The organism is Pseudomonas sp. GW821-FHT07G10 (assembly GCF_059418545.1).
Map to the genome: position 1 here is coordinate 129,871 of NZ_JBWKQB010000012.1, position 21,077 is coordinate 150,947.

Annotated in this window: 18 protein-coding genes and 1 pseudogene; 7 read left to right on the forward strand and 12 right to left on the reverse strand. The window is 58.8% G+C overall.

The genetic code is table 11. From position 1 onward, the window contains the following. Positions 1 to 13 precede the first annotated feature (13 nt). Both AC07O1_RS15605 and AC07O1_RS15610 read right to left on the reverse strand, forming a co-directional pair. Positions 14 to 814 carry an MlaA family lipoprotein gene (locus tag AC07O1_RS15605; RefSeq protein ID WP_495089268.1) on the reverse strand — a complete coding sequence of 267 codons (801 nt, stop codon included), beginning with the start codon at positions 812 to 814 and terminating at the stop codon, positions 14 to 16. Next, positions 807 to 2,105, reverse strand: a complete 1,299-nt coding sequence (locus AC07O1_RS15610) for a serine/threonine protein kinase (RefSeq protein WP_495089269.1) — start codon at positions 2,103 to 2,105, stop codon at positions 807 to 809. Before AC07O1_RS15610 ends, AC07O1_RS15605 begins: the two co-directional genes overlap by 8 nt. A 234-nt stretch (positions 2,106 to 2,339) precedes the next feature. Between AC07O1_RS15610 and AC07O1_RS15615 the strand changes: the two genes are divergently transcribed. After that, complete coding sequence (locus AC07O1_RS15615; RefSeq protein ID WP_495089270.1) at positions 2,340 to 2,711, forward strand: hypothetical protein; 372 nt, start codon at positions 2,340 to 2,342, stop codon at positions 2,709 to 2,711. Between the two features lie 59 nt (positions 2,712 to 2,770). Here the strand turns inward: AC07O1_RS15615 and AC07O1_RS15620 are convergent, their stop codons facing one another. Next, positions 2,771 to 4,366 (reverse strand): glycoside hydrolase family 17 protein, encoded by a 1,596-nt coding sequence (locus tag AC07O1_RS15620; protein ID WP_495089271.1) that lies wholly within the window; start codon positions 4,364 to 4,366, stop codon positions 2,771 to 2,773. A 283-nt stretch (positions 4,367 to 4,649) separates the two neighbouring features. Between AC07O1_RS15620 and AC07O1_RS15625 the strand changes: the two genes are divergently transcribed. The 4 genes and pseudogenes from AC07O1_RS15625 to AC07O1_RS15640 all read left to right on the forward strand — a co-directional run bounded on the left by AC07O1_RS15625 (position 4,650) and on the right by AC07O1_RS15640 (position 7,997). Further along, entirely contained in the window at positions 4,650 to 5,501 is an 852-nt protein-coding gene (locus AC07O1_RS15625; protein ID WP_495089272.1) for a glycine betaine ABC transporter substrate-binding protein, read from the forward strand. A 122-nt stretch (positions 5,502 to 5,623) separates the two neighbouring features. Beyond that, positions 5,624 to 5,794, forward strand: a pseudogene (locus AC07O1_RS15630) (group II intron reverse transcriptase/maturase); the annotation flags it as partial. A 133-nt stretch (positions 5,795 to 5,927) separates the two neighbouring features. Further along, a complete protein-coding gene (locus AC07O1_RS15635; protein ID WP_495089273.1) occupies positions 5,928 to 7,373 on the forward strand; it encodes a mechanosensitive ion channel domain-containing protein in 1,446 nt (481 codons plus the stop codon). Positions 7,374 to 7,556: 183 nt separating this feature from the next. Then, on the forward strand, positions 7,557 to 7,997 hold the full coding sequence (locus tag AC07O1_RS15640) for a carboxymuconolactone decarboxylase family protein (protein WP_495012183.1): 441 nt from the start codon (positions 7,557 to 7,559) through the stop codon (positions 7,995 to 7,997). Between the two features lie 21 nt (positions 7,998 to 8,018). On the opposite strand, the gene AC07O1_RS15645 is transcribed toward AC07O1_RS15640, so the two are convergent. The 4 genes from AC07O1_RS15645 to AC07O1_RS15660 form a co-directional block, all read right to left on the reverse strand. Next, positions 8,019 to 9,611, reverse strand: a complete 1,593-nt coding sequence (locus AC07O1_RS15645; RefSeq protein ID WP_494994163.1) for a DHA2 family efflux MFS transporter permease subunit — start codon at positions 9,609 to 9,611, stop codon at positions 8,019 to 8,021. Beyond that, positions 9,608 to 10,744: an HlyD family secretion protein gene (locus AC07O1_RS15650; RefSeq protein WP_495089274.1), complete on the reverse strand. Its 1,137-nt coding sequence runs from the start codon at positions 10,742 to 10,744 to the stop codon at positions 9,608 to 9,610. Before AC07O1_RS15650 ends, AC07O1_RS15645 begins: the two co-directional genes overlap by 4 nt. A 244-nt stretch (positions 10,745 to 10,988) precedes the next feature. Further along, a complete protein-coding gene (locus AC07O1_RS15655) occupies positions 10,989 to 11,915 on the reverse strand; it encodes a universal stress protein (protein WP_495089275.1) in 927 nt (308 codons plus the stop codon). Between the two features lie 176 nt (positions 11,916 to 12,091). Then, a complete protein-coding gene (locus AC07O1_RS15660; RefSeq protein WP_495089276.1) occupies positions 12,092 to 13,075 on the reverse strand; it encodes a zinc-dependent alcohol dehydrogenase family protein in 984 nt (327 codons plus the stop codon). A 232-nt stretch (positions 13,076 to 13,307) separates the two neighbouring features. Here AC07O1_RS15660 and AC07O1_RS15665 point away from each other — a divergent pair, with 232 nt between their 5' ends. Continuing rightward, on the forward strand, positions 13,308 to 14,000 hold the full coding sequence (locus AC07O1_RS15665; protein ID WP_495089277.1) for a phosphoribosyltransferase: 693 nt from the start codon (positions 13,308 to 13,310) through the stop codon (positions 13,998 to 14,000). A 9-nt stretch (positions 14,001 to 14,009) separates the two neighbouring features. Further along, positions 14,010 to 14,681, forward strand: a complete 672-nt coding sequence (locus tag AC07O1_RS15670; protein WP_495024308.1) for a dienelactone hydrolase family protein — start codon at positions 14,010 to 14,012, stop codon at positions 14,679 to 14,681. Positions 14,682 to 14,784: 103 nt separating this feature from the next. Here AC07O1_RS15670 and AC07O1_RS15675 read toward each other — a convergent pair whose 3' ends face one another. The 5 genes from AC07O1_RS15675 to AC07O1_RS15695 form a co-directional block, all read right to left on the reverse strand. Continuing rightward, the gene (locus AC07O1_RS15675) at positions 14,785 to 16,137 is read right to left on the reverse strand and encodes an erythromycin esterase family protein (RefSeq protein ID WP_495089278.1); all 1,353 of its coding nucleotides are present in this window, start codon (positions 16,135 to 16,137) and stop codon (positions 14,785 to 14,787) included. A gap of 5 nt (positions 16,138 to 16,142) precedes the next feature. Beyond that, positions 16,143 to 17,984 (reverse strand): ATP-dependent zinc metalloprotease FtsH, encoded by a 1,842-nt coding sequence (ftsH, locus tag AC07O1_RS15680; RefSeq protein WP_495089279.1) that lies wholly within the window; start codon positions 17,982 to 17,984, stop codon positions 16,143 to 16,145. 333 nt (positions 17,985 to 18,317) lie between these two features. Further along, a complete protein-coding gene (locus tag AC07O1_RS15685; protein ID WP_495024305.1) occupies positions 18,318 to 18,869 on the reverse strand; it encodes an Hsp20/alpha crystallin family protein in 552 nt (183 codons plus the stop codon). A 423-nt stretch (positions 18,870 to 19,292) separates the two neighbouring features. Beyond that, the gene (gene fdhD / locus AC07O1_RS15690) at positions 19,293 to 20,120 is read right to left on the reverse strand and encodes a formate dehydrogenase accessory sulfurtransferase FdhD (RefSeq protein ID WP_495012175.1); all 828 of its coding nucleotides are present in this window, start codon (positions 20,118 to 20,120) and stop codon (positions 19,293 to 19,295) included. A 15-nt stretch (positions 20,121 to 20,135) separates the two neighbouring features. Next, complete coding sequence (locus AC07O1_RS15695) at positions 20,136 to 21,026, reverse strand: LysR family transcriptional regulator (RefSeq protein ID WP_494994153.1); 891 nt, start codon at positions 21,024 to 21,026, stop codon at positions 20,136 to 20,138. Positions 21,027 to 21,077 lie beyond the last annotated feature (51 nt).

Genomic DNA, 21,077 nt, shown 5'->3' on the forward strand with positions numbered 1-21,077 from the left:
CCCATGGATCGCGTTACTCAGCAATCTGCAACTTGCGCGCCTCGGTGTAGACGTAACGCACTTTTTCGTACTCGAACGGCGAGTTCGTCTGTCCGTAGCGGAATCTGTTCTGGTAGCGCTTATCGATGCCGCGCAGGACCCAGATTTCCGGATGGTTCTCGCTGACCTTCGAGACATTGAGGAAGTTGATCTGCGATTCCGCCGTGAAGTCGAACACCAGCCCGCCGGTATCACGCAGGTTCGAGGGGCCGAGGATCGGCAGGACAATGTAGGCACCGCCCGGGACGCCATAGAAGCCCAGGGTCTGGCCGAAGTCTTCGTTCTGGCGTGGCAGGCCCATCATGGTTGCCGGGTCCCACAAACCGGCGATGCCGATGGTGGTGTTGAGCAACAATCGACCGGTGGTCTCCATGGAGCGCTTACCCTTGAACTGCAACAGGCTGTTGAGCAGATTGGGCACATCACCGAGGTTGTTGAAAAAGTTGCTCACACCCGTGCGCAGGAAGCCTGGGGTGATGTACCGATAACCGTCGACTACTGGCAGGAACACCCACTGATCGAAGCGATAGTTGAAGTGGTAGACCCGGCGGTTCCACGACTCCAGCGGGTCATAGACATTCAGCGCGTTCAAGGTCGAGCGTTCGAATTCGCGCTGGTCCAGCCCAGGGTTGAACTTGAGTTTGGTCATGGGCTCGGTGAAACCGTCCTGATCGACCACGGTGGTGGTGTTGGCCTTGCTGTTGTCGGCGTTGGCATAGCCCGCGAAAAGTAACGCAGCGATAAGCAGGAGATGTTTATAACGGGCCCTATCCACGGAAGAACTCCAGCATGGCGTCGCTGTTGACGCGGTAGTTGAGGTTGCCGCAATGGCCGCCATGGGGGTAGACGGTCAGGCGGTCGCCGAAGGTTCTACGCAGAAAACCAAGGTCGCCCGGGCCGAGAATCAGGTCGTCGGCGTTGTGCATTACGGCAATCTTCGGGCTGTTGTGCAGGTAGTCCTTGAGTGCATAAAGGCTGACCTGGTCGATCAGTTGCAGCACGCTGCCGCCATCGGTGCGGGCGCGCCACATCGGGATCAGCTGCTCGGTGATGTAACAATCGAAGTCGCATTGCAGGGCACGCTTGAGGAACGGTGTAAGGCTGGTGCCTTCGGTGATCGGGTATTTGGGTGGGGTGATCAGGCCGCGGCGGTTGATCAGGTCCGAGGTGAAGGCAATGTCGGCCGCAGAAAAGCGGAACGAGGTACCGATCAGCATGGCCATCTGTTCATTGCTCAGATGCTGTTTGGACTGTTGAAAGTCGTAGAGCAACGCGTCGTTGAGATCGATATAGCCTTTTTGCTGAAAGTAGCGAGTCAGTTTGTTCAACACCAGTTCATAAAATGTGGTGCTGTTGTTGATGCCCTTGACCTCGGTCTGGACCAGTTTGTCCAGGTTGGTAATCGAGGTGTAAAGGTTGACCGGAGGGTTGAGCAGCAGGACTTTCTTGAAGTTGAAACTGCGTCGGGTTTCATCCAGCTTGCTGACAAACGCCGCATCCAGGCCGCCCAGGCTATAGCCGGTGAGGTAGTAGTCGGTGATCGGCAGTTTCGGGTTTTGTGCACGCACGGCCTGCATGACGCGGTACAGGTCCTCGGCGTCATCCTTGGTCACACCTGGCGTGGCATAGCGCGATGCAGCGCTCATGAAGTCGAAGCTGGTTGGCGACGACAGTTGCACCACGTGATAGCCGGCTTTGTAGTAGAGCTTTTTCAGGTATTCGTTAATGCTGCTGTTGTAGGGCGCGCCCGTACCGGAGATCAGGAAAATCAGCGGTGCGGCGTGATCCTGTTTGGCCATCCGGTAGGTGAGCTTCTTCACTGCCCAGAAATTGTCCGGCAGGTTGAACTCACGCTCCGGGCGCAACCTCAGGCTGTAATCAGCCTGATCGATATCCTCATCGGACGGCAGCTCCGGCCGCAAATCCGGTGGGGTAGTAGCAATCGTCGCCTCGAACGGGTTGGTCAGCGGGTAGCCATAACTGACGGCGTCGATATCGACCGCCAGTGCGGACGCACTCAAGATAAGGCCGCCAAACAAGGCAGCGAGGCGCAAGGAACGGAGCATGACTGGATCCCTAAGAAAAAGGTGCCGAGTGAGGTATGCAGGCTATGACCATCGCGCTGTCGCCGAAGTGCCATGCATCGGCACAAATAGCCGGTCCAGACAGCCATAATCGGGGTAATAGTAGCTAGACGATACACTTTGCAGCTGTTTGGCGGATAGTTATCTGTGCAACGCGCTTGCATACCCTCGTCGGGCGATTAAGCTGAGCGCCGTTTTCGTTTATCGGAGTGCTTCATGTCCCGTCGTCTGCCCGTGATTCTGCTGCTTATTGTCTTGCCATTATGGCTGGCCGCCAGTTATGGCATGCGTTATGGGCTTATGGAGGATGCCCGGTGGGTTGGCGTCTGTGTCGATGAGGCGAGCCGTTGGGAGTGCCAGGCGCGTTCGACCCTGGGGCTGATGATTCATTTCAAGATCATGGGCTGGACTGCGCTGGCAGCGGCGATCATTGGGTTCCTGGTGCCGGGGCGTGCCGGATGGAGTCTGGCGGTGCTGTCATTGTTGTTCGGCTTTCCGGCGCTGGCGTTGTATAACGTCAGTCTTGCGGTGTTTGCGGTGGTGATTGGGGCATTGCGGTTGGTCCGGGCGCCGGACGTTGCCACTTGAGCTGAATCGCGAGCGAAAAAAAGGGATGACCGTGGTCATCCCTTTTTTGTACCTGTCGATCAGCCCTTGCGAGCCCGCAAACTGCGCCACAACGCAGCGACCATCAACACACTCACCAGCGCCCAGCCCCAGGCCTGCTGGTTTTGCAGGCCTTCGCGGTACAGCTGCGGGGCGATGCCGGCACCGATGATAAAGGTCAGCAAGGCGACCTCCCGGCGCGCAACGCTGATCGGGCGGCACAGGTAAACCAGCGCCGGCAGCAACAAGGCTGCGCTTGGGAAGCTGCGATAGCGTGGGTCGAACACCAGCTCCAGCATCATCACCGCTGTGGCAAAGCCTGCGGCCGCCAGCAGCCAGCCAGCGCGCTGTTCCAGCCAGTTGAAGGCACACTTGCGCCATGCGGTTTTGGCGCTCAGGGCAAGTGCTGCGTGGGCCAGCACCAGCAGATTCAAGCCGACCAGCAATCCGGCCCAGATCCATTCGCCGGCAAAGCGGCTGGTGACTCGTGCCAGTTCGCCCCAGGCGCTGATGGAGCAGGCGCCCAATGCGCCGAGCAGCGGCAGGAGCAGAGCAGTGCGAGTGCTGCGCACGCGACCGCCGAGGATCAGTGTGCCGAGGAAAAGCAACCCACCGATGCCCAGCCATTGAGGCCAGAAGGGCAGATTCGACACCGGCCCGGCCAATACACCCTTGTCCTGACGATCTGCATCGAACAGCCCCCAATAGCCGCCGACAGCCCCCTCGCTGGCGCGCTTCCAGGGTTGGTCGAAGGCTTCAATCAGGTTGTAGTGCCAGCCATTGTGCTCAGCCAAGGCGACAAAACCACGAATGAACCTGGCTTCGTTGACCCGGCTTGGCAGCGCCGTTTCGCGCTGGCGGCCTTCGCTTGGCCAGCCGGTTTCGCCAATCATCACGTCTTTGGGGGCGAAGCGATTGCCAAATACCTGGCGGACTTGCGCGACCTGATTGAGGGCGGCGTCGATGTTGGACGGATCATCTTCCCAATACGGCAGCAAATGGATGGTCAGGAAATCTACTGCCGGGGCGATTTCCGGGTGCTTGAGCCAGAACTCCCAGACATCGGCGTAGGTCACCGGCTGTTTGACGTGGCTTTTCACCTTGAGAATCAGCTTGGCCAACTGGGCTCCGGTGACTTCCTTGCGCAGCAGCGCTTCGTTGCCGACGATCACCGAGGTCACTACATCCGCGTTGGCATTGGCTGAGGCGATCAGCATGTCGACTTCCTTGGCGGTATCCACCGGGTTGCTGTTGACCCACGCGCCGATCATCAGCTTCAAGCCGTGCTTGCGCGCCAGGTCGGGAAGGGCTTCGAGACCGGTCATGGAATAGGTGCGAATGCATTCGAAGCGGGTCGCCAACAGCGCAAGGTCGGCGTCCATGCGTTCGGGGCGCAACTTGAACGGTTCGTCGAACGGTGATTGGTCTTTATCGAACGGGGTATAGGAGGCGCATTGCAGCTTGTGCCTGGCGCTGGCTACATCCGGTAGCAGTACCGGTTGGCCGAGACCGTACCAGAAGCCGCATAGCGCAAACAGGCCAAGCAGACAGGCGAATAGGTAAGGTAAGAAAGGAAAGCGGGCAGTCGCGGGCATGGTCAGGCCGTCTGGGAGCAAAGCCGCGCATCTTACCTGCATTTGCCGCGTGCTTGGGGAGCTGCATACATTTGACAAGCAATGTTCGGGCGGTACCCGGCGAGGTATTCCTCATTGTCACGATTACTGGCGTTCTGATGTCGTTTCTCGTTGCCTTGAGGTCGCAGCCAGAGCAGGTCGTCGCGCACGTCAGGTTGATGATCGAAGCATCAGTACTCCGCTGATATTCGGACGGGTTTGGCAATGAAGCGTGAAGGGGGCGCTGTGAACAATAAGTTGACGCCGCTCGGCATCCGTCGGGCGCAGCACTTTCGGGGAAGTAACGATGAAGATGCGACAACTCTTAGGTGCAGGTGCCGCTCTGGTACTTGCGATTGGTTCCAGCGTGGCGAGTGCCGACAGCAAAACCCTGAGCATCGGCTATGTCGACGGCTGGTCCGACAGCGTGGCGACGACCAACGTGGCGGCTGAAGTGATCAAGCAAAAGCTCGGTTATGACGTCAAGCTGCAGGCCGTTGCGACCGGGATCATGTGGCAGGGCGTTGCCACCGGCAAACTCGACGCGATGCTCTCGGCCTGGCTGCCGGTGACTCACGGTGAGTATTGGGCCAAGAACAAGGACAAGGTGGTCGACTACGGTCCTAACTTCAAGGACGCGAAAATCGGCCTGATCGTACCGGAGTACGTCAAGGCGAAGTCCATCGCCGACCTGAAAGATGACACTACCTTCAAGAGCAAGATCGTCGGGATTGATGCCGGCTCAGGCGTGATGCTCAAGACCGATCAGGCCATCAAGGATTACGGTCTCGATTACAAGCTGCAAGCCAGTTCCGGTGCGGCAATGATTGCCGAACTGACCCGTGCTGAAGAGAAGAACGAGTCCATCGCTGTCACCGGCTGGGTGCCGCACTGGATGTTCGCCAAGTGGAAACTGCGCTTCCTCGACGATCCTAAAGCCGTTTACGGCGCTGCCGAAACCGTCAACAGCATCGGTAGTAAAGATCTGGAGAAGAAGGCTCCGGAGGTCGCTGCCTTCCTGAAAAAATTCCAGTGGGGGTCCAAAGACGAGATTGGCGAAGTCATGTTGGCGATTCAGGATGGTGCCAAGCCTGAAGCTGCTGCCAAGGACTGGGTGGCCAAGCACCCGCAACGTGTTGCCGAGTGGACCGCCAAATAACCTTACCACGCGTCTGAATAGCAGGTATCAAGACCGTCTGGCGTTCGCGCCAGGCGGTTTTTTTCTGTGCGCCAGGCATGGCGCGTTGCGCGTCAGCGCAACCAGCTTGGCTGTGGTGGCCACGCCTGGGACTCAATGAGGCGCGTGCTTGTAACTCGGCATTCAATGGTCGAGGCCCTTGGCGGAACTCCGGAGCCCTCCACATGAATCAGGCGCTGGCGAAGAAACTATGGGATCGACTCGGGCTGGTCTCGATACTGGACACGATACGCCGGCTTAACCGCTTAACCTGAACCGCCGTATACGGAACCGTACGTACGGTGAGAGGACGGCGGATGTGAATCCGCCTCCTACTCGATTTAAAGCTATAACTCCACAGGGGGTATTTGTGCGATCTTCGCGCCATTCGCTTGCTGGAGTTGCTTGATGCCGATATTTATCTCCGATCACCCACTGCTCTGTGCCCTGGCCCTGGTCCTTATCGACATCTTTTTGTGGCGGTTGATTTCAGCCAGTGGCAGCAACTGGAAACTGGTGGTGCGGCTGGTGATTTTCTCGTTGTTCAGCGCGCTGCTGTTCAACGAGGGCATGAACCCGATGGAAACGCCGCCGTGGCCGGAGAATGTGCCGTTGCACCTGGCCGCGACCGGTCTGCAGATCGGTTGGTGGTTGTTCGGCGCGCGGACCCTGACGGTGCTGCTCGGTACCCTGATGATGCAGCGGGTCGGGCACACCGGGCGGTTGTTGCAGGATTTGCTCGGCGCGGTGATTTTCCTGATGGCGATCATTGCGGCGCTGGCCTACGTGCTCGATTTGCCGGTCAAGGGTGTGCTGGCGACTTCCGGGGCGGTGGCGATCATTGTCGGTCTGGCGCTGCAAAGCACCCTTAGCGATGTGTTCTCCGGCATCGTCCTGAACGCCACCAAGCCCTATCAAATCGATGACTGGATCTCGATCGATGGCACCGAAGGTCGGGTGACCGATATCGACTGGCGGGCGACGCGCTTGCAAACGACTCAAGGCAGCATGGCCGTGATCCCCAACTCCCTGGCGGCAAAAGCCAAGATCATCAATTTCAGCCGGCCCCGCGACATATTCGGTCTGTCCGTGAGCCTGCAGATCAGTCCCCATGCCCGGCCGCAAACGGTGATCGAAGCCCTGGAGCGTGCCATGCAGGGGTGTCGGCCACTGCTCGGCAGGCCAGCACCCAATGTTGCGCTGAAAAGCTCCAGCAGCGATGGGGTGGAATACGAAATCAGCGGGTTTGTATCGTCCATGGCTCAGAAGCGTGAAGTACGCAATCAGCTGTTCGATCTGGCGTATCGGCACTTGAGGGCGTCGGGTGTGAGCCTGTTGTCGACGGTGGAAAGCGCGACGCCGGCCAACTACTCACGGCCCCGGGCGCTGCTGGAAAGTTCGAATATTTTCTCGACCTTGCGTCAGGAGGAGAAAGACACCTTCAGCCAGAACATGACCCTGCAAACCTTCCACGCCGGCGAGATGATCCTGGCCACTGGCGAGGTCAGCGATCATTTGTTCATTATCGAGTCCGGTGTGGTTTCGGTAGCCCTGAGCCGTGCCGGCAGCAAGTTCGAAGCCGGGCGCATGGGGCCGGGAGAGGTGATCGGCGAGGCCGGGATCCTCTCCGATCAGGCCGTGATCGCCGATTTCTCGGCCAAGACCTTTTGCACCTTGTATCGCATCGAGAAGGAGTACTTGAAACCTTGCCTGGATGCGCGCCGCGATATCAGTGATGCAATGAAAAACCTGCTGGATTTCCGCCTGCACACCGCGCACACCCTGACTCAGGAAGTGCCAAAAGTGGTGGAGAAAAAAAAGGGCTTTTTGCAGTGGTTGCGCAGCAGGGCCTAGAGAGGTGGCTTGTTTATTGAGGGTGTCTGGTCTGACGCCTATCGCGGGCAAGGAGTAGGCGACTCGGTCTATCGGAGTCGTCGTTCCACCGATTGGTATCCTCAACTTCCAAAAAATTGGTTATTTGTGCAACTCACAGGCGGGGCTAACGTATCTACACCCCCACTTGTTATGGAGCACACCATGCAACCTCGTATCGATTTCTACACCGCTTCGCCGGATGCCTTCAAAGCCATGTTGGCGCTGGAAACTGCGGTATCGAAACTGCCACTGGAAAAAAGCCTGGTCGAGCTGGTCAAGCTGCGCGCTTCGCAGATCAATGGCTGTGCATTCTGCGTCGACATGCACACCGCTGATGCCCGTAAGGGTGGTGAAACCGAACGTCGTCTGTATGCGGTTTCGGTCTGGCGTGAAACGCCGTTTTTCACCCCGCGTGAACGTGCCGCACTGGCCTGGACCGAAGCCCTGACCCGACTCTCGGAAACCCACGCGCCGGATGAAGATTACGCGCTGCTGAGCGCTGAATTCAGTGCCAGCGAAATGGTCGACCTGACCATGGCTATTTCCACAATCAACAGCTGGAACCGTCTGGCGGTAGGTTTCCGCAAGTTCCCGCAGGAATAAACCGGATCCGCTCATTTGGCCTCAATGAGCATCGGCAGACGGCGCGGCCGGTGGTTTGACCTTGCGCATCAAGGGCACCATCGCCGTGGCGATGATGAAGCAGGCCATGATCATCAGAAACGCGTCGCCATAGGTTTGTGTCTGGGCTTCGCGCCAGGTCAATAGCCACAGTTGATGAAGGCTGGCGGTAACGCCCTGGTCGCCGGTCTGACCGAGGGCGGCGAAGTTACCGCCCACCTGCGTCAGCCACTGGTTCAAGGCTTCGTTGCTGCTATTGAGATGCTCGGCCAGCCGGGTGAAGTGCAGGTTGGTGCGGTCATTGAGGATGGTCGCGCAGGCAGCAATGCCAATCGCACCACCCAGATTACGCATCAGGTTGAACAACCCCGAGGCGTGCTTCAACCGAGACGGGGCCAGCCCACCGAGGGTCAAGGTCACGGCCGGCGGCACCGCCAATTGCTGGGCGATACCACGCAAGGCTTGCGGCAGTATCAATTCTCTGGCCCCCCAATCGTGGGTAATCGGGCTGAAATCCCACATCGACAAGGCAAACAGCCCCAGGCCGGTCATCATGATCCAGCGCAGGTCGATGCGGTTGGCCAGGAAGGCATACAGCGGAATCGCCATAATCTGGAACACCCCGGTGGAGAACACCGCAAGACCAATGTCCAGCGCGCCGTAGCCGCGTACCCGTCCGAGAAACAGCGGTGTCAGGTAAATGGTCGCGAAAAGGCCGATGCCAGTGACGAAGGAAAAGAAACAACCCAAGGCAAAATTGCGGTCTTTCAATGCCCGCAGATCAACGATCGGGTTGGCCACGTGCAAGCTGCGACCGATAAAGGCCAGTCCCGCCAACCCGGAGATCCATGCGGTCGTGAGGATGGTGCTGTCGCTGAACCAGTTCCAGCGCGGGCCTTCTTCGAGGGTGTATTCCAGGCAACCGAGAAACAGTGCCATGAAGACCATGCTCAGGTAATCGGCGCCCTTGAGCAGCGACAGTTCCGGCTCGTCGATTTTCACCAGCATTGGCACCGCCACCGCGACGAAAATCCCCGGTACCAGGTTGATGTAGAACAGCCAGTGCCAGGATGAGATATCGGTGATCCAGCCACCGATCACCGGGCCCAGGGTCGGAGCCAACGAAGCCACGGCGCCGATGGTCGCTGCGGCGATTACCCGTTGTTTGCCGGTGAAGAAAAAGAACGCGGTGGTGAACACCAGCGGGATCATCGAACCGCCGAGAAACCCTTGCAACGCGCGGAAGGCGATCATGCTCTGGATGTTCCAGGCCGCGCCGCAGAGCAAGCTGGCCAGGGTGAAACCGACCGCCGAGACGCAAAACAGCCAGCGTGTGGAAAACACCCGAGAAAGCCAGCCCGAGAGCGGGATGACAATGATTTCGGCGATCAGGTAACTGGTCTGCACCCAGGCGGTTTCGTCGGTGCCGGCCGAGAGCCCGCCACCGATGTCGCGCAACGACGCCGAGACAATCTGGATATCCAGCAGCGCAATGAACATACCGATGCACATAGTGGCGAAGGCGAACACCTTGGTCGCGGTCGCCATGGTACTGGCATCGAAGGGCTGAGCCCGTGCAGCGAGGGCGCGACTCATGGTGCGCTGGCCTGGGCGACGGCCGCCGAAGGTTCTTTATGTTCGGCTTTCGTATCGACTGACGCGGTAACCGAAAGGCCCGGACGCAGTTGGCCCAGCACCGCGTCAGCCGGATCGAGGATGATTCGCACCGGCACGCGCTGGACGATTTTAGTGAAGTTGCCCGTAGCGTTTTCCGGCGGCAACACGCTGAACTGCGCGCCAGTCGCCGGGGCCAGGCTGTCCAGGTGGCCGTGGAACTCCCGACCGGGCATCACATCAGCGTGGATACTGACCCGCTGGCCGGGAACCATGAGTCTGAGCTGATCTTCCTTGAAATTGGCATCGACCCACAGGCCACTGGCCGGTACCACCGAGAGCAGTTGCGATCCGGCCTGGGCATAGGCGCCCACCCGCGCCCGACGGTTGCCGATCACGCCATCTGCAGGCGCGCGCAACTCGGTGTAACCGAGGTTCAATCGAGCGATATCCCGCTCGGCCTGGGCTTGCATCAACGCCGCTCTGGCCTGCTGTTTCTGAGTGGCGATCACGTTCAACTGGCGCTGGGTGGCGAGCAGTTCAGCCTGCGCCCGGGCGCTGAGGGCTTGCGCGGTTTTGAAGGCGGCGTCTGCCCGTTGCGCACTCTCCACAGACACTGCGGAACTGCCGACCAGGCGTTTGTAGCGCGCATTGTCGTCGCGTGAGCGCGACATCTCCGCGCCCGTGGCATCGATCCCCGCCCGGGCCTGATCAATCACCGCGTGTTGCAGTTGTTCGGTGGCGTCGAGGTTGGCCAGCAAGGCTTCTTCGGCAGCTACCGCACCCTCGGCCTTGGCCAGGCTGGCGCGGTAATCCCGTGAGTCGAGCCGGATCAGTAAGTCACCGGCATGCACCTGTTGGTTGTCGGTCACCAGCACTTCTTCGATGTAGCCGGCCACTTTCGGCCCGATCACCGTGACATCACCGCCGATGTAGGCATCGTCGGTATCTTCGATAAAGCGCCCGCTGGTCCACCAGTGCAGGCCATAGAGTCCGATCAACACCAGCGCAGCGGCGGCCAGAATTATCAGCATCAGGCGCTTGAGCAGTGCAGGCCTGGATGGGTTCAGTGCGGTAGCGATTCCGGGCTCTTCAACTGCAGTCATGCTGGTCATGGCAGGGTACCTGTCGGATCAGATAAATATTACGCGTGTAATATGATGCATGTAATATTGGCTCGCAAGTGAATTTTCCTGCCAGTCGTCAGGTGCGTTTAATACAACGGTTGTTTGAAGCGCGTCAGGAGCGCAGCGCCTGGTTGAACAAGCGCTTGCTCAGACGAAAGTTGAACGGGGACTGGATGCCGACTTTCAGGTACTACGCTAACCGGGAAAGAAAAATGCGCGGGATCTGCATGATTCAATACTCGGGTTGTTCAGCACCGACCACCAACACACTGCAAGGCATCTTGTAGAGCAGGTGCTCTGCCGTACTGCCGATAAGTTTGTCCAGGCCATGCGGGCTCACTTTGCCCATGACGATGACATCGATGTCATGGGTGTCGGCATAACTGGCCAGGACCTTGGCCGGATTGCCCATGATCAGGTGGCGCTGCCCGGTCGGTATGCCGTTGCGTTCGGCCAACGCGTTGAAGGCCTCATCCTGAATGTCATACATGGTCTTGGCCATGCTTGAGGAGAAGAAGGATGAGCCGCTGGCAAAGCCGAACTCTGACGAGGTGATCGATGACAGGTCATAGGCGTACAGCACATCGATTTCGGCGTTGCATCGCATCGCCAGTTTCACCGCTTCGCGGATGATCCGGTCATTGAAGCCCGGGTTCTGGTCACTGTGATGGAGGGGGTCCACCGCTGCGACGATCTTGCGCGGCAAGGCATGACGGGTATTGCTCACAAAATGCAACGGTACTGGACACTGGCGCATCAGGTGCACATCGAGAGGCGTGAACATGATCCGCGTCAACAGCGACTCGTGCTCCAGGGCCTTGATCAGCATGTCCATGGGTTGTTCGTTGAGGTGGACAAGGATTTCTTCCAGTGGACGTTCGACCCATGTCACTTCGGTGGTCACATCAACACCGATTTTGCGCAGGGGCCGGGCCTGTTCCTCAAGCCACTGGCGGTGCCGCCCGACGTAGCCCAAACGCATTTGCTCCAGCGCTTGCTCATTGACCAGGCCCGCTGTCGCCAGGCCCTCGAGATAATCAAAAGCCACGATGTGCAGCGCTGCACCTTCGGCCCTGGCCAGGGCGGCTGCCCTGTCGAAGGCTGCGCTGTGCTGCATCAATGGCGAAGTCACCAGCATGAAGCGTTTTTGTCTGGACATGACAAACCTCCCAAACAGTAAAGACAGTGGTCCCTCAGGGCCTTGACTGGACATCAAGTGGCAAGACGATTATCTGATCATGCCGCCAGTACGAGCAAACGGGTTGATTGGCATCAACGGCAGCCGGGGTGTCCGACGTGTGGTCGGGGATGAAGCGCCAGGTAACTGACTGGCGTTCAGGGCGTCAGTACGAGCGCCCCTTTGATCTGTCCTTGTCGCAGGCAGGCGAGGGCGGTATTGGCATCTTTCAGAGCAAAACAGGTGACATGGGAGCGAATCGGGGTATGACGAAATTCGGCGAAGAACGCCTTGCCGTCCTCGCGGGTCAGATTGGCCACCGAACGCAGTACTCGTTCACCCCACAGCAGTTGATAGGGAAAAGCCGGAATATCGCTCATATGAATGCCGGCGCAGATCACACAGCCGCCCTTGATCGTCGCGGCAAGGGCCAGAGGTATCAAGGCCCCGACGGGGGCGAATATCAGCGCGGCGTCCAGCGGTTGCGGTGGCGGTTGTTCTGAAGACCCGGCCCAGACAGCGCCCAGTTTTCTGGCGTAATCCTGGCCTTGTGTGTCGCCAGGGCGGGTGAAGGCATACACCTGCTGGCCACGTGTTAGCGCGATTTGTATGACCAGATGGGCGGCGGCGCCAAAACCATAGAGACCCAGTCGCCGCGCTGTCCCCGCCAGCCGCAAGGCGCGATAACCAATCAGCCCGGCACACAGCAACGGAGCAGCCTCGACAGGCGGCAGCGCGGCTGGAATGGTGAGGCAAAAGCGCGCATCGGCGAGGACGTAGTCGGCATAACCTCCATCGAGCTGACATCCCGTGAAAAGTGCCCGATTACACAGGTTCTCCCGTCCTGCGAGGCAAAAAGCGCAGTGTCCGCAGGCCCAGCCCAACCAGGGAACGCCGACCCGTCTGCCGATCCAGTAAGGTGCCACTTGCGAGCCGACCGCCACGACCTGACCAACAATTTCATGCCCCGGAACCCGTGGCAGCACCGCTTGAGGGAGCTCGCCGTCGAACAGGTGCAGATCAGTACGGCAGACACCGCAGGCCAGCACCTTGATCAGCAATTGATGGGGGGCAGGTGTCGGGACTGGACGCTCTTCCAATTGCAACGGCTGACCAGGGGAATGTAAAACCATGGCGCGCATGACCATTCTCCAGAGTAAGTGATACTAATCACTGTAGTTCGCAGGAGCAGACCGGACGAGAACCCTGGCGCCCGGAGGCTACGGCGATAATCGCCGCACATCGCTGCGGCCGTCGTCATTGCACGAATGCTCGCGTAACCGGGGAACATAGGCTTCGACGCATCAGTCAAACACTATGTGGGTATGTTATGAAGCCGGTATCGGGGGCATACCACCTGGAGGAGGTTATTAAATGATTCATTATTCCTCTCGGCAAACGACCTTGCATGACCGGGCTGCTGCCGGTCGAAGCCTGGTGGAGCCGCTGCTTAAATACAGCGCAAAACCCGATGTCATTGTCCTCGCCTTGCCCCGAGGGGGGGTCCCGGTGGCCTATGAAGTGGCCACAGCCCTGGAGGTTCGCCTGGACCTGATGCTGGTCCGCAAGCTCGGCGTTCCTTCTCACCAGGAGTTCGCCATGGGTGCCATTGCCAGCGGTGGCATACAAATAGTGAATGAGGATGCGCTACGGGCTAACCACATTGATCAACGCACACTCGAGGCCGTGGCCGCACGGGAAACGCAGGAGCTGCTGCGCCGCGAGCACGTCTACCGGGCAACGCGTCCGCCCGTGGCGTTGCAAGACCAGGTGGTGATTCTGATCGATGACGGGCTGGCCACAGGGGCTTCAATGATGGCCGCAGTACACGCCGTGCGCCTGCAAAAACCGGCACGCATCGTCGTCGCCGTACCGGTGGCGCCACTGGAGACCGCGGAGGCGCTGCGCAGCGAAGTGGATGAGCTGGTTTGCCCGCTCACCCCCGAATGGCTGATGTCGATCGGCAGTTGGTACGCGGATTTTTCCCAGACCCCGGACGAAGAGGTTATTGATTTGTTGCAACGCGCCTGGCAACGCGAATCGAATTCGGGGCAGGGAGTGCCTTAAGGCAGTCCAATGCTAAAGCCACAGCATCGCAAGCTGGAACTGGCGGACGTCGAGTTAGCCGCTGATTTGCGTTTGCCTGCAGCCGCAGGCGGATTGGTGGTGTTCGTCCATGGCAGTGGCAGCAGTCGCTCGAGCCCACGTAACCAGCAGGTTGCACAATCTCTGGCCCAGCGCGGTCTGGGCACGCTGCTGTTCGATCTACTCACCGAGCAGGAACAACACGTGGACTACCTGACCGGAGAGTTGCGCTTTGATATCGCGCTGCTCTCCAGACGACTGGTGGGTGTGATCGACTGGATAGGGCACAGCGCTGAGTTGAAATCGTTGCGCATCGGGCTGTTCGGCGCAAGCACCGGGGCCGCAGCGGCGTTGTTGGCAGCGGCGCTGCGCCCGGACGTGGTGCATGCCGTGGTCAGCCGGGGAGGGCGGACCGACCTGGCCGGGGCAGCGCTGGCCCTGGTGAAGGCACCCACCTTACAAATCGTCGGAGATCAGGACCCGACGGTGCTTGGCCTTAACCGCCAAAGCGCCCTGGCCCTGCAGTGTGAGCACCGGCTGGACGTCATCGCCGGAGCCACCCACCTTTTTGAAGAACCAGGAGCCCTGGAGAAAGTCGCCAGCCTGGCTGGCGACTGGTTTGAGGTGTATCTGCACACGCCGGCAAAAAAAACGCCCGAATGAGCCAAACCTTGTAGGAGCCGAGCTTGGTCCGGGCGGCGTTCCGACGATGGCGATCTCAAGGACGCCATCGCCGGCAAGCCGTGCTCCTACAGGTGTGCGGATATCACACACCAAACGGAAAGGTTTCGTCCTCCGGTTCCAGTTCCTGGCTTTTCGGCAGATGCAGTGCGGTCACCGGTTGCGTCTGTTCAATCCAGACCATGGCGTCGAATTGCTCGGCCAGCACCGCCTGGAAGTAGTGGCTGGAGAGCTCGCTTTCAGGTCGGTAAATCACCCCAATGGCCCGCTCCAGCAGTGGCTCGCTGAGGGCCTGGCGCAACGCTTCTCGCTGAGGATCGCGCCAGTCGGTCAATGACGCAGCGATGCCCGCCTCAAGGAACTGATACTCCCAACTGTCCGTTCGAGATGGCCGGATGTCCTTGATGTGCATGTCGCCATCCCAGTCATCGGCCGCCGCCACCTGGCCACGGTCGGTGCTCATGCCGATCAGCACGACGTCGCGCCCATAGGCGCTGCGGCACAGCTGACCGATGTTGAACTGGCCCTTCCAGCCCATCTGCGTGGCGGCGGCATTGCCGATATGGGAGTTGTGCGCCCACACCACCGCCCTGGCTTGAGGGCCACGATGCTCGAGCAGCGCACACAAGGTGTCGAACATGTGCCTGTCACGCAGGTTCCAGGAGGTGGTCGAGCCTCGATAAATCGCTCGGTAGTATTGTTCCGCCGCCCGGACGACCTGGGCGTTTTGCGTGGCATTGAAGAAAGCTTCGTCGTCCTGGATAAGCCCGGCCATTTGTTCGGCCAATATGGCATTGAGCTGCTCGATCACCGCTTGCTCACAAGGCATGACACCGCCGCGCTCGACAAAATGGCCGTATAGCGCAGGATCATCCTGCCAGGGTGTCAGACAGCCATAACGCTGTCGTGCTTCATGCGCAAGCTGAGGGTCACCCAGGTCCAGGTAGTTCAATACCTCGCGAATGGAGTTGCGCAAACTGTAAACGTCCAACCCGCGAAACTCGATACGCAGCTCGGGCGCTTTCTGGCTGTTGTGCTGATGAAGCCAGTGGGCGAAAGCCCTCACATCGGTATTGCGCCACATCCAGGTCGGGAATCGGCTGAAGATATGACGTTTCCAGGCCGAAGGCGCCAGCCCGCGGACATAACGGTCAACGTGGCCCGCATCCGGCCAGTCCGCTTCGACGGCAACAATATTGAACCCATGCTGCTCAATCAACTGTTGGGTGATGGCCGCCCGGGTTCGGTAGAAGTCGCTGGTGCCATGGCTGGCCTCACCGATCATCACCACACGAGCATCGGCGTAACGGTCGAACATCTCGCCGAAGGCTTCGCAATTCAACGCCGGCAGCGCCTCAGCATACTGGCGTAACAAGGGGACAATGGAGGCCTGCGCACCCTTGGTATGAGAGCCGGAAAGTTTCTTCAAGAAGTTCATACGCGTCACTCCGATGAGAGTGGGTTGCCCGATGTGGAGCTCGCAGGCTTGAGGGGCATTAACGCGGGGAACTCTTCAGGCGTCAGGGTTTCCTTTTCCAGCAGCAGTTTGGCGCCGGCATCCAGATCGGCCCGGCGACTCGCAAGCAATGCCTTGGCGCGACTGTAGGCTTCATCAAGCAGGGCTCTGATGCCGAGGTCGATTTCCCGCGCGGTTTGTTCCGAGTAGTCCTTATCCCCCCGATTCAACATGTGATCGCCCAGGTAAGTGGGGGTCTGTCGCTCCAGCACCGACTGCCCGAGCTCCGTGCTCATGCCGAAACGGGTAATCAGTTGCCGGGCGATATCGGTGGCCCGGGTCAAGTCGTCCGCCGCTCCCGTGGAAATCTGCCCATAGACGATGTACTCGGCGGCCCGACCGGCCATCAACACTACGATGCGATCCTTGAGCGTCTGGTAACTGATCAGAAAGTGATCTTCGGTCGGGCGTTGCAGGGTATAGCCCAATGACCCGATAGAGCGGGGAATGATCGAAACCTTGTGCACCGGGTCCATTCCCGGCAAGGTGCCGGCCGCCAGGGCATGGCCCATTTCGTGATAGGCGACCACCAGGCGCTCCTCGGGCTGTAGCAGACTGCTTTTGCGTTCAACGCCGGCGATGATGCGCTCTACCGCAGCCGTGAAGTCATCGAGGCTGACCGTCGGGGCACCGCGACGGGTCGCAACGATCGCGGCTTCGTTGACCAGATTCGCCAGGTCTGCGCCAGTGAAACCGGTGGTGATCTGGGCAATACGCTCGCAGTCGGCGCTGAGGTCAGCGGTGATGTGCTTGATATGCACCTTGAGAATCTCGCACCGACCCTTGCGGTCCGGGCGATCAATGACGATCTGACGATCGAAGCGGCCGGCCCGCAGCAGCGCCGGGTCGAGGACTTCCGGGCGATTGGTGGAGGCCAGCAGCACCACGCCTTCGCGAGGATCGAAGCCGTCCAGCTCCGACAACAGTTGGTTGAGTGTCTGCTCTTTTTCGTCGTTGCCGCCGAGCGCGCCGATACCGCGCATCTTTCCCAGAGCATCCAGTTCGTCAATGAAAATGATGCAGGGGGCCGCCTGGCGAGCCTGCTCGAACAGGTCGCGAACCCTGGCAGCGCCGACGCCGACGAACATCTCGACGAACTCGGATCCGGAAATGGAGAAAAACGGAACCCCGGCTTCACCGGCGATGGCCTTGGCGACCAGGGTTTTACCGGTTCCCGGAGGGCCAACCAGCAAAGTCCCCTTGGGAATATGGGCACCCAAGCGGGTGTACCTGGCCTTGTCTTTCAAAAACGAAACGATTTCCACTAGCTCGGCCTTGGCTTCGTCAATGCCGGCCACATCGGCGAAGGTTACCCCCGTTTCGCTTTCGACGAATACTTTTGCCCGTGACTTGCCGACGTTCATCAGGCCGCCAATGCCCTGTTTCCCGGCAAGGCCGCGGAACACAATACTCCAGACCACCATGATTATCAGAAAGGGCAGGAACCAACCGAGCAGATTACCCAGCAAGGTGTTTTCGTTGACACCGGAAAAACTGACGTCTGATTGAGCGAGTTCTGTCGCCAGGGTTGGGTCGACCCGCACTGTGCTGAACAGGTTATGACCGTTGATAGGCTCTTGCAGCTTGCCGTTGATTTGGTCCTTGGTGATGCTCAACTCGCTGACCTTATGCTCGTTCAGCAACTGCAGGAACTGACTGTAAGGGATCGACTCGACGGCAGCGCGCCCGACAAACAGGAACTGCGCCAGTGTCAGCGCGACGAAGGTGATGAGGAAGTATGAAAAATTCCACTGATCGGTCTTCTTCATGGTCTCGGCTCGGGAGTGAACGATGCATGTGAGCAACGACCCTTTGCAGTGTTATGCAGAGTCGTTCTGCGCCCTACACTTGAGTATTGGTTAAAATTTTAGACCTGCTGTCAGTCGATCAGTTTTATGTATATCGAGCGGACCTCTTGTGGTTTGCCCGCAGGAGCTGCCGAAGGTTCGCGCCGTGTACGGACGATCTTTTGATCCTCGGTCAGAACGCGATCCTGGGTGAGTGCTGAAAAGATCGCAGGCTGCGCCAGCGCCTGCAAAGGGGAAACCCACAAAAAGCCCCTTGCCAGGTTTTCCTGGCAAGGGGCCAATGGGCACGCGGTTTTAGTCGGCTTTAATTCGCACAATTTTTTCCGGTTTTATGGCCTCGGCTTTTTTCGGCAGAGCCACCGTCAGCAAGCCTTTGCTGAAATGCGCGTCGATCTTGTCGACATCCACCCCTTTGGGCAGGTTGAAGACCCGCTCGAATGAGCCGTAGCTGCGTTCAGTGAGGTGATAGCCCTTCCTCTGTTCTTCCCTGTCTGCTTTCTTTTCGCCTCTGATGATCAGGCTGCCATTGGACAGTTTGATCTCAATGTCCTTCTCATCCATACCGGGAAGTTCGGCGGTGATTTCGTAGCTTTTATCCTGCTCGGCAATGTCCACGGCGGGCATGCCACGACCGCTCATCTCCCGATTCCAGAATGGCTCGACATCAAAGAGGCCGCGGCTGAACGGCTCGACATCGAAGAGGCTACGGCCGAGCGGCGAAAGCGCCGAGCCTCGACCGAAGTCTTCGAACAAATTGTCGACCTGTTGGCGCAGCGCGTCGAAGGGACGCCAGAGATCCTTGCTCACTGATGGCTGGCTGGTCTTCTGTTCGGTGCTGATCGGCATTTTTTTAACGGTAGACATATCATTTCTCCTCTTGGATGACTCGAGCTGGACTGCGAATGTCCGGGTCGCATGTCCACGTCGAGAGAGGCAATCAGGGGATATCAACGCCCTGTGGCGTCAGATTCCCCGCCACCGTATCCAGGCAGCGAATGCTGCTTGTGGTACGGGTATATAAACTCCTTTTGCACTTATAAGCATAGGCGCGCCAGAGGTCTGGATCATTCCAACGGGGAGGCAGGCGAGAAAAACGCGACGAGCGGATAGCGGGTTTCAAAAAATCAGATCGTTTTGTTGATTCGCCAGGGGCTTCGCAGAAGCGTTGCAGTCGAGTGGAGCGCTCTCAAAGAGTGCAACGCTGGAGCGCGCATGCTGGTGAAGCCTGTTGGTGAGTGCCGGTGTCGGGGTGAACTGTAGGTGGAGGCGTTAAACAGGGCTGTAAATCCGTGGCGCGCTTCGGTGGGGGACGTGGATCAAGTTGAGGCGGTGCTTGATTGCCCACTGCACGGTCAATGCGGTGGGTGCCGACAAGCTGACCAGCGTGCCAAACTTCGCCCTTACCGCTTTGTGAATAAGCTCCAGGCTGCAGCGGCTAGTCACTACCGTGAAGCCACAACGTGCATCGATCTGTGCATGCTGCATAGCGCCTATCAATTTATCCAGCGCGTTGTGTCGGCCGATATCTTCGCGGCACAAGAGCGCCGAGCCGTGAGTGTCGAAGTACAGCGCCGCATGCAGCGCGCCACTGCTGCGTGCCATTATTTGAGCCTGTTCGATGCGCTCACGCAGTCCGCTGAAGTGTTCCGCGAGAGGGAGGGGAACAGGCTCCAGAATGTCCAGTTGCGGAAGTGCCTGCTCCAGCGCTTCCACACCACACAACCCGCAACCACTGGTACCCGCCATTTGCCGGCGATGATTCTTCAGTGCCCAGAAGGCGCGACTGGAGATCTGTACATCCGCCTGACAGGCCTGGTCGAAGTGCGAGAGACGGATGTCGTGGATTTCGTTCAGATTTTCAACAATATCGTTACTCACGCTGAAACCCCGGATGAAATCCTCGATATTGCCGGGTGAAACCATCATCACGGCCTGGCTCAGTCCGTTGTACGTAATGGCCAGGGCGATCTCGGACGCTAGCGCAGCCTGGGAGACGGGTGCGCGCGTATCGTATTCTCGATAGGTGACATTCAGAGGCTTTGGCGCAGGTGCATTCGCATCGCTTTGCTCAGATGATTGTTCGACTCGGCAAGACATGACAAAACCCTCGAATCAGCTCTTTGCGGCAAATAGTTTTCTGGCTTCAGCAAAACACTTCTCGGCGATTGCCGAGCGAGGTTCGGTTTTGCGCATCACGAGACCCAGTGGCGCGAGAACACTTGCATCTGGAAGGTTGATAAAGGCCAGATTCTCAATCGGGTTTTCCAGACCATTGTTCAGCGGCATGATCGAGCAGCAAAAACCTTCGTGAATCGCCTGGAACAACTGATAAGTCGAGTCGGTTTCGAGTATTGGCTGTGGGTCTAGCCCGCGGCTGCGGAAACTCAGATCAACGGATTTTCGATAGTGCATGCCATTGCTGATCGTCCCCAATGGCAGCTCGGCGGCATCTTCCCAGCTCATTTCGGTTCCTTCGAAATGGAAGTGGCGAGTGTCGTACAGCAAGCCGACGCGGGTCTCTCCTATTTCGAAAAAATCCAGATAGTCCGGACTCACATGATCGAGATAACAGATGCCCAGATCCAGTTGGTTGTTACCTATGCCTTCGATGATTCGGTCTGAGCTCATGGATGACAGGCTGAATTTGAGCTCTGGGAACGTATGGGAAAGCCCCTGAACGTAGCTGATGGGATTAAAGCCGCTGAGAGGCACCAGACCCAGACGCAAATTGCCGACTAACTGACCGCGACACGCGGCGGCTTCGGCGAACAGCCCGTCATGTGCGGCGAGCAATGTTCTCGCCCATGCCAGCACGCGTTCACCCGCCTGGGTGAAACCTTCAAAGCGCTGGCCTCGGGTGACCAGCTCCAGACCCAGTTCATCCTCAAGATTGCGCAAGCGCATGGACAGCGTCGGCTGAGTAATGTGGCAACGAGCAGCGGCCTGCCCGAAGTGTCGAGTCTGTTCCAGCGCAATCAGGAACTTGAGTTGTTTGATGTCCACGATGGCACCTGCTGAGGGAAGTATGTGAAGTAAGTATTAACACAGGAGTCC